Origin of the sequence: Herbiconiux liukaitaii (assembly GCF_041927495.1) — a bacterium.
GTDB classification, from domain to species: domain Bacteria; phylum Actinomycetota; class Actinomycetes; order Actinomycetales; family Microbacteriaceae; genus Herbiconiux; species Herbiconiux liukaitaii.
The window spans coordinates 252,475-264,809 of the sequence record NZ_JBHFHG010000004.1 but is presented as its reverse complement, the minus strand read 5'-3'; the positions used below and the strand labels follow the sequence as shown (position 1 = coordinate 264,809).

The 12,335-nt window shown below is 70.5% G+C and carries 12 protein-coding genes; 2 read left to right on the top strand and 10 right to left on the bottom strand.

The window, feature by feature from the left end; genetic code table 11:
- The first annotated feature begins 47 nt into the window (after positions 1-47).
- A complete protein-coding gene (gene mptB, locus ACEXQC_RS08930) occupies positions 48-1,625 on the top strand; it encodes a polyprenol phosphomannose-dependent alpha 1,6 mannosyltransferase MptB (protein WP_374820587.1) in 1,578 nt (525 codons plus the stop codon).
- Here mptB and ACEXQC_RS08925 read toward each other — a convergent pair.
- The 7 genes from ACEXQC_RS08925 to ACEXQC_RS08895 all read right to left on the bottom strand — a co-directional run bounded on the left by ACEXQC_RS08925 (position 1,597) and on the right by ACEXQC_RS08895 (position 8,460).
- Positions 1,597-2,757, bottom strand: a complete 1,161-nt coding sequence (locus ACEXQC_RS08925; RefSeq protein ID WP_374820585.1) for a class I SAM-dependent methyltransferase — start codon at positions 2,755-2,757, stop codon at positions 1,597-1,599. The two genes, mptB and ACEXQC_RS08925, sit on opposite strands and share 29 nt — an antisense overlap.
- Positions 2,758-2,788: 31 nt before the next feature.
- Positions 2,789-3,268: a hypothetical protein gene (locus ACEXQC_RS08920; RefSeq protein WP_374820582.1), complete on the bottom strand. Its 480-nt coding sequence runs from the start codon at positions 3,266-3,268 to the stop codon at positions 2,789-2,791.
- Between the two features lie 42 nt (positions 3,269-3,310).
- The gene (locus tag ACEXQC_RS08915) at positions 3,311-3,736 is read right to left on the bottom strand and encodes a heat shock protein transcriptional repressor HspR (RefSeq protein WP_374820580.1); all 426 of its coding nucleotides are present in this window, start codon (positions 3,734-3,736) and stop codon (positions 3,311-3,313) included.
- A gap of 4 nt (positions 3,737-3,740) precedes the next feature.
- Positions 3,741-4,736 carry a DnaJ C-terminal domain-containing protein gene (locus ACEXQC_RS08910; protein WP_374820577.1) on the bottom strand — a complete coding sequence of 332 codons (996 nt, stop codon included), beginning with the start codon at positions 4,734-4,736 and terminating at the stop codon, positions 3,741-3,743.
- Positions 4,729-5,310: a nucleotide exchange factor GrpE gene (locus ACEXQC_RS08905; protein ID WP_374820574.1), complete on the bottom strand. Its 582-nt coding sequence runs from the start codon at positions 5,308-5,310 to the stop codon at positions 4,729-4,731. The genes ACEXQC_RS08910 and ACEXQC_RS08905 overlap by 8 nt, the downstream gene beginning before the upstream one ends.
- A 3-nt stretch (positions 5,311-5,313) precedes the next feature.
- Positions 5,314-7,185, bottom strand: a complete 1,872-nt coding sequence (gene dnaK / locus ACEXQC_RS08900; RefSeq protein WP_374820571.1) for a molecular chaperone DnaK — start codon at positions 7,183-7,185, stop codon at positions 5,314-5,316.
- Positions 7,186-7,326: 141 nt separating this feature from the next.
- A complete protein-coding gene (locus ACEXQC_RS08895; protein ID WP_374820569.1) occupies positions 7,327-8,460 on the bottom strand; it encodes a S1C family serine protease in 1,134 nt (377 codons plus the stop codon).
- A 97-nt stretch (positions 8,461-8,557) separates the two neighbouring features.
- On the opposite strand from ACEXQC_RS08895, the gene ACEXQC_RS08890 reads away from it, so the two are divergent.
- Positions 8,558-10,000, top strand: coding sequence for an MFS transporter (locus tag ACEXQC_RS08890; RefSeq protein WP_374820566.1), 1,443 nt, complete (start codon positions 8,558-8,560; stop codon positions 9,998-10,000).
- Positions 10,001-10,077: 77 nt separating this feature from the next.
- Here the strand turns inward: ACEXQC_RS08890 and ACEXQC_RS08885 are convergent, their stop codons facing one another.
- From ACEXQC_RS08885 to ACEXQC_RS08875, 3 genes are all read right to left on the bottom strand, one after another.
- Complete coding sequence (locus ACEXQC_RS08885; protein ID WP_374820563.1) at positions 10,078-10,740, bottom strand: copper resistance CopC family protein; 663 nt, start codon at positions 10,738-10,740, stop codon at positions 10,078-10,080.
- Positions 10,741-10,745: 5 nt separating this feature from the next.
- The gene (locus ACEXQC_RS08880) at positions 10,746-11,516 is read right to left on the bottom strand and encodes a YcnI family copper-binding membrane protein (protein WP_374820560.1); all 771 of its coding nucleotides are present in this window, start codon (positions 11,514-11,516) and stop codon (positions 10,746-10,748) included.
- A 90-nt stretch (positions 11,517-11,606) separates the two neighbouring features.
- Positions 11,607-12,323, bottom strand: coding sequence for a hypothetical protein (locus ACEXQC_RS08875; RefSeq protein WP_374820558.1), 717 nt, complete (start codon positions 12,321-12,323; stop codon positions 11,607-11,609).
- Between the last annotated feature and the right edge of the window lie 12 nt (positions 12,324-12,335).

Sequence of the window (12,335 nt, the reverse complement as noted above, 5' to 3'; positions counted from 1 at the left end):
CAGCCACTGTTCGTCTTGCGTTCAGCGCGGGGTGGTATTCCTGGACCGTGCCCTCGCTCTCTCCGCGCATCCGCCTGCTCATCGGCCTCGCGGGGGCGATCGCCATGACCCTGGGCTCCTACGGCGTCGGATGGATCGCGCCCCTCTCCGGCCTCCACGACATCGGCGTGCTCGAGGCCGTACGGCACTCGCGCGGGGCCGTGCTCGCGTGCGGGCTCCTCGTGGCCGGCGGCGCCGTGCTGCTGTTCACCGCCTGGCTCGCGCTCGGCCTCGACCTGCTGTCGCAGCGGCGGCGCGTGAGCGGCGACCCGGCCGCCGACGCCTCCGGATCCGCCTCCGTGCGCACGATCGCCGTCTCCGCCGCCACCTGGAGCCTCCCCCTCCTCTTCTCGCTCCCCCTCTTCAGCCGCGACATGTTCGCCTACCTCGCCCAGGGCCGCCTCGTGGCTGCGGGCTTCAACCCCTACGAGAACGGCGTCTCGAGCGTGCCCGGCTGGTTCGGCATCGGCGTCGATCCCCTCTGGGCCGACACCGCGACGCCGTACGGTCCGGTCTTCGTCTGGATCGAGCGTGTGGTGGCCACGGTCACCGAGGGGTTCCCGCACGAGCTGGGCGTCTTCGCGTTCCGTCTCGTCGCGGTGGCAGGCCTCGCCATGCTCGCCTACTTCGCCTGGCGCATCGCCCACCTCCGCGGCCGCGACGCCTCCGTGGTGCTCTGGCTCGTGGCGGCGAGCCCGCTCGCGCTCATGAACTTCGTGGTGGCGGGCCACAACGACTCCCTCATGCTCGGCCTCATCGCGGCCGGCATCTTCTACGCCCTCGACCGCCGTCCCGTACTGGGCGCCGTGCTCATCGGCCTCGCCATCGGTGTGAAGCCCATCGCCATCGTGGCGCTGCCCATCGTGGGTCTCATCTGGGCCATCACCGCCGCAGGCCCCGGCGTCCGACCCGCGTGGGGCGCCGTGGTGCGGCGCTGGGCCGCGGTCACGGGCATCGCGCTCGGCGGCATCGCCGTGCTCGGCTTCGCGCTGGGTGTGGGGGTGGGCTGGGTGGCCGCCCTGGCGACACCCGCCACGATCTCCTCCTGGTACGCACCCGCCAACATCGTGGGCATCGCCCTCGGCGGCATGGCCAACGGGGTGGGCATCGACGGCGAGATCGTGCAGACCGTCGTGAAGGTCGCCCTGCTGGCGGGCGGATGCGCGGTCGCCGCGTTCCTGCTCATCCGTCGCCGGGATGCGGATCCACTGCTGCTCCTCCTCGGCTGCTTCGCGGCGATCACCCTGGTCTCCCCCGTCATCCACCCCTGGTACGCCCTGTGGCTGCTCGTCTTCCTCGCGTTCGCGGGCATCGACGGGGTGAAGCGCTTGCGGGTCGCCGTCTACAGCACGGCCTTCTTCATGATCATCGGGCTCGCGGAACCGCTCGACCTGGTCTCGCAGCTCGACGGATCCAGGCTCATCCCCACGGCCGTCATCGGGGCCTCGCTCGCGGGCATCACCGCGCTGCTGCTCACGGCGGAGGGCGCCTACGGCCGGCTCGTGCTGCCGTCGGGCGTGCGCTCCCGCGCCCGGGCGCTCGCTCAGGCCAGGGCCGTCAGCGCCGCGTCGAGACCATCAGTGTGAACTTGGCGTTCCGGTCCACCTGCCTGGTGGGACCGATCGCACGCTGGAGCGCCGCCCGGTAGGAGAGGTGCGAGTTGTACACGGTCCACAGCTCGCCCCCCGGCACGAGCACCCGGCCCGCTGCCTCGAAGAGCTTGAGCGCGATGCCGGCGTGCACGGTCGAGCCCACGTGGAACGGCGGGTTCAGCAGCACCGCGTCGGCCGAGCCGGCGGCGAAGCCGGAGAGGGCGTCGTCGCGCACGACCTCCACGGGGCCGCCCGGTCTCGCCGCGTCGCGGCCGATCCCGTTGGCCTGCATCGTGGCCTCCGCCGAGAGCACGGCCGCCGCGGACTGATCGGTCGCGATCACCCGCAGCGAGGGGCGCCGCAGGGCGAGAGCGGCGGCGAGCACTCCGGTGCCGCAGCCGAGGTCGATCACGGTGCGCGCCTGGGGTGCCACCGCGTCGAGCCGCTCGAGCAGCAGGCGCGTGCCGATGTCGATCTTCGTGCCCGCGAAGGCACCGCCCACCGCGGCCACCCACAGTCCAGCGCCGTCGTGGAACTCCCGCCGCTCTGCGGCCGGCGCCACGTCAGCACGAGTGCCTGAGGCGGTGAGAACGCGCGACTTCTGGCGAGCGAGCCCCGCCGAGACCGTGTGGAAGGACTGCTCGAGCACCTCGTTCATCGCGGTCGTCATGTGCTTCACGCGTCCACCCGCGAAGACCACCACGTCGGGGCGCGCGTGCGCGGCCACGAGCCGGGCGATCTCGTCGAGCTCGGCGAGGCTGCGCGGCAGCTGCAGCAGCACCACCGAGGCGTCGGCCACGAGCTCGGGGCCGAGCGGCAGGCTGCGGAACCGCCCGGTGAGGTCGACGCCGGCCACCCGGCGGGCGTTCGCGGCGAGAGCGAGCTCGCCCGCGAGCGGATCCTGGTGCACGCGGATCCCGTGCAGCCCCAGCACGGCGGCGGCGCCGAGGGTGAGGGCTCCGTAGTGGTCGCCGATCACCACCACCCGGCCGGGCTCGTCGACGGTGGCCTCGAGGGCCTCGGCAGCGGTGTCGAGCAGCAGCCGGTCGCTCGCGTCGGAGGCGAAGAGGTTGTCGGCCTCGACATCGGGATGCCGGCGCAGGGCCTCGAAGGAGAAGTCGGTCACCCCTCCACCGTACGCGCTGCGCCACCCCCGCTCAGATCACCTCGTCGTGACCGAGGGCGCGCACGACGATGATCGAGACCCCGACACCGATCAGGATCGTGCACGCGGCGCTGAGCACCACCGAGACCACCACGATCGGCACGATGAACTCGCCCGAGAACGTGACCAGCGCCGAGAGCAGCCCCACCGCGAACGCGATGGAACCGATCACCACCGCCGCCAGACCACCCGCGAGCGCCGTGCCCCCCAGAGTGCACCACGCGATGAGCGCGGGCCGCGGCACTCCGCGTGCGAGAAGCACTCCGTACCCGCAGCACCACGCCCCGACCACGGCGACGAGCGCGACGGACCCGGCGATGAGCAGATCGCCCGACGACGCCACGTCATCCCGCGTCAGAACCCACCCGAGAGCGACCCCGACCATCGAGAGGCAGAGCCCCTGCACCACCCCGGCGCCGATGGCGGACTGCCACGACGGCTGACGGAGCGCGCGCTCCTGACTTAAGCTCATGATCGAGGGTAGGTCAGTCGACACCCGATCGGCAACAAGCGGTCAGCGGTCGGTGAGGGGCTTCCAGACCACGAGCTCGGTGCGGCGCTGGGTGCGGGTGCCGTGCTTGAGCGAGATGACCTCGCCCTCCACGCCCGCCGCGAAGACCCGCCGGCCGGGCCGGTTGAGCAGCTCGTCGGCGAGGGCGCCCTCGAGCTCGCGCACGCGCGACGAGAGGTGCGCCACCTGGTTCTCGAGCTGCAGGATGCGGGCGATGCCCTCGAGGGAGACCCCCTCGGAGGACAATCGCGCCACCTCCCGCAGCTGCACGACGTCGCGCATCGAGTACCGGCGCGACTTGCCGGCCGTGCGGGTGGGCCGCACGAGGCCGAGCTTGTCGTACTGCCGGAGGGTCTGCGGATGCATGCCCGCCAGCTCCGCCGCCACCGCGATGGCGAACAGCGGCGAGTTCTCGTCGACGTCGTTCATGGTGCTACTCGCGCGCCTTGGCGAGCATCTCGGTGCGCGGGTTCTCGGCGGGCTCCACGGAGTGGAACGCCTCGAGGGCCTCGCGCTGCGCCGCCGACAGGTGAGCGGGGACCGCCACCTGCACCACCGCGAGCAGGTCGCCCTTGCCCTTGGCGGTCTCGACACCGCGCCCCTTGACGCGCAGCACGCGACCGGAGGGGGTGCCGGGAGCCACCTTGAGCTTCACGGGGCTGCCACCGAGGGTGGGCACCTCGATGGTGGCACCGAGGGTGGCCTCCACGAACGTGACGGGCACGTTGACCCTGAGGTTGAGCCCATCGCGCTCGAACACCGGATGCTTGCGCACCGACACCGTGAGCACGATGTCGCCCGTCTCTCCCCCGTCGGGCGAGGGCTCGCCCTTGCCGCGCAGCTTGATCTTCTGCTGGTCGGCCACGCCCGCTGGGATCTTCACCGTGATCGGCTTGCCATCCGCCGTCTGCAGCTTGATGGTGTCGCCCTTCACCGCGGTGATGAAGTCGATGGTGGTGCGCGCGGTCACATCGCGACCGCGCGTGGGGCCGCCGAAGCCGCCCCCGAAGCCCGCACGACCACCACGGGAGCCGCCGAACATGCCGCCCAGGATGTCGTCGAAGCCGGCCGGCGCCTCCTGGTAGCTGTAGCCCTGCGAGCGACCGCCGCCGGCCCCGCCACCGAACATGCCGCCGAAGACGTCTTCGAAGCCGCCACCCTGGCCCCCGCCGCCCGCCGTGAAGCGAGCGCCGGAGCCCATGGCGCGGATCTGGTCGTACTCCTTGCGCTGCTCAGCGTCGGAGAGCACCGAGTAGGCCTCGCTGATCTCCTTGAACTTCGCCTCCGCCTTCACGTCACCCTGGTTGGAGTCGGGGTGGTACTGACGGGCGAGCTTGCGGTACGCCTTCTTGAGGTCGGCATCCGAGATCTCCTTCGAGACCCCGAGCACCTTGTAGAAGTCCTTGTCGAACCAGTCCTGGCTAGCCATTCGGCACCGCCACCACGACTTTCGCGGCGCGGAGCAGGGTGCTGCCGAGGTGGTACCCGGATTCCACGACATCGGCGATCACCGGAGCGGTCACCTCGTCAGAGGGCTGCTGGAAGATCGCCTCGTGGATCTGCGGGTCGAACTCGTCACCCGCGGCACCGAAGGGGATGAGCCCCACGCGCTCCACGCCGGAGCGCAGCTTCGTGGCGATGGCCGTGAACGGGCCGCCCTCCTCGAGGTCGCCGTGCTTGGCGGCACGGTCGAGGTCGTCGAGCACGGGCAGCAGCACCTTCACGACCTCGCCGACCGCGCGCTCCTTCTCGATCTCGCGGTTCGCCTCGGTGCGCTTGCGGTAGTTGGCGTACTCCGCGGTCACCCGCTGCAGGTCGGCCAGCCGCTCGGCGGCCAGCTCGTCGGCCGAGCTCTGCCCCGAGAGGAACGAGAGGTCGGCGTCGGTCAGCGACGTCTCCACGTCTGGTCCTTCAGCCTGGATGAACCCCGAATCGGGCGTCTCTTCAGAAGAGGCGCCCGACTCGTCATCAGGCTGACGACCGGTCTCTTTGTCGTCAGTCATGGGTTACTTGTCCTTCGGCTCGTCTTCGTCTTCGACGACCTCGGCGTCGACCACGTCGTCCTCCTCCTTCGACGGAGTGGACTCGGTGGCCTCACCCTCGCCTGCGGGAGCGGCTGCATCGGCCTGGGCCGAGGCGTAGATGGCCTGGCCGAGCTTCTGCTGGCTCTCGTTGAGCTTGTCGAAGGCGGTCTTCACGGCCGCCTCGTCCTCACCCGCGAGCGCGGTCTTCAGAGCGTCGACGTCGGCCTGCACCTCGGTCTTCACATCCTCGGGCAGCTTGTCGTCGTTCTCCTTGATGAGCTTGTCGGTCGAGTACGCGAGCGTCTCGGCCTGGTTGCGCACCTCGGCGGCCTCGCGGCGCGACTTGTCCTCGGCGGCGTGCTCCTCGGCCTCGCGCACCATGCGGTCGATGTCCTCCTTGGCCAGCGACGAGCCGCCGGTGATGGTCATCGACTGCTCCTTGCCGGTGCCCTTGTCCTTGGCGGAGACGTGCACGATGCCGTTGGCGTCGATGTCGAAGGTGACCTCGACCTGCGGGATGCCACGAGGTGCCGGGGCGATTCCGGTGAGCTCGAAGGTGCCGAGGTTCTTGTTGTCGCGGGTGAACTCGCGCTCGCCCTGGAAGACCTGGATGGCGACGGACGGCTGGTTGTCGTCTGCCGTCGTGAAGGTCTCGCTGCGCTTGGTGGGGATGGCCGTGTTGCGCTCGATGAGCTTGGTCATGATGCCGCCCTTGGTCTCGATGCCGAGAGACAGGGGGGTGACGTCGATGAGCAGAACGTCCTTGCGCTCTCCGCGCAGCACGCCGGCCTGAAGGGCGGCGCCCACGGCGACGACCTCATCCGGGTTGACGCCCTTGTTCGGGTCCTTGCCACCCGTGAGCTTCTTGACGAGCTCCACGACGGCCGGCATACGGGTCGATCCACCCACGAGCACGACGTGCGCGATGTCGTTGACCGAGACACCCGCCTCGGCGATGACGTCCTTGAAGGGCTTCTCGGTGCGGGCGAGCAGGTCGCTCGTGAGCTCCTCGAACTTGGCGCGGCTGAGCGTCACGTCGAGGTTGGCGGGGCCGTTCTCGGTGAGCGAGAGGTAGGGCAGCGTGATGCTGGCCGACATGCCGGAGGAGAGCTCCTTCTTGGCCTGCTCAGCGGCCTCCTTGAGGCGCTGGAGGGCGATCTTGTCCTTCGAGACGTCGACGCCCGTGGTGTCCTTGAACTGCTTGATGAGGTACTCGACCACACGCTGGTCCCAGTCGTCTCCACCGAGGCGGTTGTCGCCCGAGGTGGAGCGCACCTGGATGGTGGAGAAGTCGTCGTCCTTGCCCACTTCGAGCAGCGAGACGTCGAACGTGCCGCCACCGAGGTCGAAGACGAGGATGAGCTCGTCCTCCTTGCCCTTGTCGAGGCCGTAGGCGAGCGCCGCAGCGGTGGGCTCGTTGATGATGCGCAGCACGTTGAGGCCCGCGATCTCGCCGGCCTCCTTGGTGGCCTGGCGCTCCGAGTCGTTGAAGTACGCGGGGACCGTGATGACGGCATCCGTCACCGTGTCGCCGAGGTACGACTCCGCGTCGCGCTTGAGCTTGGCGAGGATGCGCGCCGAGATCTCCTGAGGCGTGTACTTCTTGTCTTCGACGTCGGCCTTCCAGTCGGTGCCGACGTGGCGCTTGACGCTGGAGATGGTGCGATCGACGTTGGTGACGGCCTGGCGCTTGGCCGTCTCACCGACGAGCACCTCGCCGTCCTTGGTGAAGGCGACCACCGAGGGGGTGGTGCGGAAGCCTTCCGCGTTCGCGATGACGGTGGGTTCTCCACCTTCGAGTACGGCCACCACCGAGTTGGTGGTTCCGAGGTCGATGCCTACTGCACGAGCCATAGTGGCTGTCTCCTTTGAGTTGTGATGCTGAGTAATCGGGAAGCTTGTCAAGACCTGAGCCTTGTGATGTCAACTTTCCCACGTCCACTCGGCCGCGTCAAGTTCTCCCAGCTGAAGTTGAGCTAACTCGACTCAACTCTGTCAGGCGGCAGGGCCCGCGATCAGCGTGACGGTGGCGGATTGGGCCGTTCCGGCGGCCGTCGTCCACTCGAGCGTCACGGTCTCTCCGGGCTCGCGCGCTCCCAGGTTCGCCGAGAGCTCCGCGGCGGTCGCCACGGGAGTGCCGTCGACGGCGGTGATGGTGTCGCCGGCCGCGAGGCCCGCTTCGGCGGCGGGGGTGTTCTCGTAGACGCCGGCCACGACGGCCCCGCCCGTGGTGCCCGATCCGATGCCCACACCGAGGAACCCGGGGTAGCCGATCTCGATGGTCGAGGTGTCGGCGCCCGCCTCGATCTGGGTCACGATGTCGAGAGCGTCGTCGATGGGGATGGCGAAGCCCGTGATGTCGGCGCTGCCGGAGGATGCGGCGGTGTTGATCCCCACCACCTCGCCCTCGGCGTTGAGCAGCGGCCCGCCCGAGTCGCCCGAGACGATGTCGGCGTCGATCTGGATGAGGCCCTCGAGAGTCTCGCCCTCGATGCCGGTCTCGCTCTGCGTGGTGATGGACTGCTCGAGGGCCGTGACGGTGCCCGAGGCGGCCACGAGGTCACCGGTTCCCTCCGCGTTGCCCACGGCGGTCACGGCGTCGCCGGCGGAAGCTCCCGTGTCTGCGAGGTTGGCGGTCTCGAGGCCGCTCGCGCCCTCGAGCTGCAGCACGGCGATGTCGTGCGTGGAGTCGGTGCCCACCACGGTCGCCGTGTACTCGGTGCCGGTGAGCTCGTCGGTGACTTCGATGCTCGTCGACCCCTCCACCACGTGGTTGTTGGTGAGGATGAGGCCATCGCTCGTGAGCACGATGCCCGTGCCCGCCGAGGCTGCGCCCTGGTAGGAGAGGTCGGAGACGATCGTCACGACACCCGCGGTCTGCTCTGCGGAGGCGGCCACCGCATCCGTCTGGGTGCTCGAACCCGATCGGGTGTCGAATCGGTAGGGGTTGGGGGGCATCGGCCGCGAAGCGGAGATGCTGGCGGAGGAGGACGCAGACGACGACGCGGTGGTGGCGTCGGCCTGGTTGTCGGCGTAGACGGCGGTGCCGACGGCGAGCGCGCTCGCGAGGCCGAAGGCGGAGAGGCACGCGATGAGGCCGGTGCGGCGGCGCAAGGTGTTCTCGGTCATGAACCCATCCCAGCCCCCGCATCCGGGAGTGCGCTTCGACCCCGCTATGGAGCCCCTATGACTCCGGATGTTCACCACCCCGCACTACTGTGACTGCATGACCGACGGCACCCTCGCACCCTCCGCCACCGCTCCCGCCGGGCCGAAACCGCAGCGGCGGCACGTGCTGGCCTGGGGTCTCTGGGACTGGGGCTCGGCCTCCTTCAACGCCGTCATCACCACGTTCGTCTTCACGGTCTACCTCACGAGCGACTCGTTCGGCGGCGAGACCGTCGTCTCGGCGCAGCTCGGCGTCGCCATGACCATCGCGGGTGTGCTCGTGGCGCTGCTCGCCCCGGTCACGGGCCAGCGCTCGGACAGGCGGGGTCGCCGCAAGCTGTGGCTCGGCATCAACACCTACATCGTGGTGGCGCTCTCAGCGCTCATGTTCTTCGTGGCGCCGGATCCGTCGTTCCTCTGGCTCGGCCTGCTGCTGCTCGCCGCCGGCACCGTGTTCTTCGAGTTCGCGAGCGTCAACTACAACGCCATGATCCGGCAGGTCTCCACCCGCAGCACGGTCGGCAAGGTCTCCGGTTTCGGCTGGGGAATGGGCTACGTGGGCGGCATCGTGCTGCTGCTGTTCGTCTACTTCGGGTTCATCGAGCCCATCGGCGGGAGCGCACTGTTCGGCGTGCCGGACACCGACGGCTACCCCATCCGCGTCACCGTGCTCGTCTCGGCCATCTGGTTCGGGCTCTTCGCCCTCCCGGTGCTGCTCGCGGTGCCGGAGTACGAGTCGCCGCGCTCCACGGGGAGCGTGGCGGCGGCGAAGCGCGTGAGCTTCGTGGAGTCGTACCGCATCCTGTTCCGCGACATCCGCACGCTGTTCCGCGAGAGCAGGCAGACCGTCTACTTCCTCGTGGCCAGCGCGGTCTTCCGCGACGGCCTCACCGGCGTCTTCACGTTCGGCGGCGTGCTGGCGGCCGGATCGTTCGGCTTCTCGCCGGGCCAGGTCATCGTGTTCGCCATCGCGGCGAACGTGGTGGCCGGGGCCTCCACGGTGCTCGTGGGCCTGCTCGACGACCGCTTCGGCGCCAAGCCCGTGATCGTGACCTCGCTCGTGGGTCTCGTGATCTGCGGCACCGCGGTCTTCTTCCTGCACGACGGCGGGCAGACGGTGTTCTGGATCTTCGGTCTCGCGCTGTGCGCCTTCGTGGGCCCCGCGCAGTCGGCGAGCCGCTCGTTCCTGGCCCGTCGCATCCCCGAGGGCCGTGACGGCGAGATCTTCGGCCTCTACGCCACCACGGGCAAGGCCGCCACGTTCCTCTCCCCCGCCATGTTCACGCTGTTCATCGGCATCGGCGCCGCCGTCTTCGGGCCCGGCGTCAACGTGCAGTACTGGGGCATCCTCGGCATCGTGCTCGTGCTGCTCGTGGGTCTGCTCCTGCTCATCCCGGTGCGCGGCACGGTGGATGAGGGCAAGCCCGGTTCCGATGAGGGCACGCCCGGTGCGGATGAGGGCACGCCCGGTGCGGATGCGGGCAAGCCCGGTTCCGAGTGACGGCTGAGCGCCGCCGCCCCGACGTGAGTGGGAGCGACGGCGCTCGTGATGGATCGCCCAGGGTCAGGTGACCCGGGTCAGGGTGTGGTGCGCCGCCTGGTGAGCACCACGGCCACGATGACGCCGGCGATCGCGAGCACGGCGAGCGCGCCGCCGATGCCGACCCAGACGAGAGCGCCCGAACCATTCGATCCGCCCTCGGAGGAGGTGGGATCGGCGTCGCCGCTCGCCTCCCCGCCCGGCGAGGCCGAGGGCGTCGGCGCCGCTGTGGGTGGCTCCGAGGACGAGGCCGGAGGCGTTGCTGTGGGCTCAGCCGTGGGCTGGGCCACCGGCCCGCTGTACGTGAAGGCGTACTCCCCCGAGACCGGGTGCCCATCCGAGGAGACCGTCTGCCACAGCACCGTGTAGGCGCCCTGCGTGGTCGGCGCCACCGACACCGTGAGGGTGCTGTCGACGATCGAGACCGGAGTGGTCACGACGTCGGCACCCGAGGCGTCCCGCACCTCGATGGCGATCGCCGAGGCGAAGTCGGTGAGCGGCGGCTCGTTGAAGTCGAGCGCCACCTCCGTGAGCGCCTCGGTGACCGTGGCGTCGGCGGCCGGGTTCGTCGACACGAGGTAGTCGTGGGCGGAGGCACTGCTCGCACCCCCGACGGCTCCCACGCCCACACCGGCGACTCCGGCGAGCAGCAGCCCCACCGCCACGGTGGCCGCCAGGGCGGTCGCGGATCGTCTGCGCACCCGCCTCATGCCTTGGCTCCCGGGCGGCGCAGCAGCGCCACCACGGCCACCACGAGGGCGACCGCACCCAGACCGAAGCCGCCGATGCCCAGACCCATGGAGAGATCGCCGGATCCGGATGCAGAACCCGAAGCCGAGGCGGAGCTCGCATCCGCGTCGCCCGCCGTCACCGAAGCGTCGCCGGCAGCGGCCCCGTGGGCCCCGTGGCCCTCGTCGGCGGCGTCCTGATCGATCGCGAGCACGGGTGCCGGGTGCTCGGGCTCCTCACCGGAGGCGAGCGGCTCGTCCACCCAGTCCACGACGGTGCCGTCGGTGTAGCTCTGGTGCGCGGGCAGCACCACCTCATGCGTGTCGGGCACCGGCCCGACCGAGATCGGGAACTCCTGGAACTGGCCGTCCTCGATGCCGATGCCGTCGTCGGCGGTCCACACCACCGAGAGCGGGGCCTCTGTGAGCGTGGCCTCCCCCACCGTGACCGGCTCGGGCAGGGCTCCCTCGATCACCTCGGCGGTCCATCCGGGCACCGGCTGGTAGCTCACGCTCGAGAAGGGCGTGTCGGTCGGGAGATCGACGCTCACACGATTGGTGCTCGCGGTCGCCGATTCGTTGGGCACCTTGAAGGTGAGGGTCGTGTAACTGCCCGGGGTGGCGGTCGACGGATCGACGCGCACGTGGGCGCTCGCGGCGAGCGGTGCGGCGAGCACCACGGCGGCAGCGGTGAGCAGAGCGGATGCGGCGCCGAGGGTGGCCAGGCGCGCGCGGGAACGGGTGGTCATGATGGTGTCCTTCGAGATCTGTTCCTCCGCACGCCGGTCGGCATGCGGGTGATGCGGGCGCGCGCTCGGCGCCCGATCGGAACGGTCCGGTCAGACGGAGGGGGCGAGCAGCGCGGAGCCCGCGCGCGGAGGACCGCGGTGGCGGAGACCGCCGGTGAGCACCACGAGGTCGCGCAGCAGATCGGCGACGGCGGAGGCCGGATCGGCGCTCCTGGCACGCCCCGGCCGGGGAAGGACCCCGACGGTCGGGTCGAGGCCGAGCGCGATCCGAGCCGCACGGAGGTAGGCGGCGAAGACCGAGAAGATGGCGGTGGCGCGGGGGACGGCGGCGAGGTGCACGCGGCCCAGGTCGCCCAGTCGCCTCAGGGTCAGCTCGCCGCGTCGGAGCGCCACGATCGTCACCACGGCGGCCACGGCGTGCGAGAACCACATCCAGGGTGACTCGCTGTGGGCCATGCCGCTCGTCGCCTCGGGCAGCAGGGCGGCGAGCTGAGCCGCATCCGCTCCGTGCCCCGCATGGCCAGCGACCTCGGCGCCTGCGTGCGAGACCGCTGCCCCGCCCCCACCCACTCCGAAGAGCAGGTGGAAGACGAACTGGCTGAGCACCACCGAGAGCGTGAGCGAGAGGTCCCGCAGCCGACGGCCCGCGAGGGCCACGCACACGAGCACGGCGAATGCCACGGCGAGGGCGGAGCCCGCTGCTCCGGGAGCGCCTCCCCCGGCCACCACATGGGAGAAGGCGGCCACGAACGTGGCGACCGCTGCGGCGACGAGGCCGCGGGTGACCCGCGTGATCCTGTCGTTCATGCGCCCGCCGTC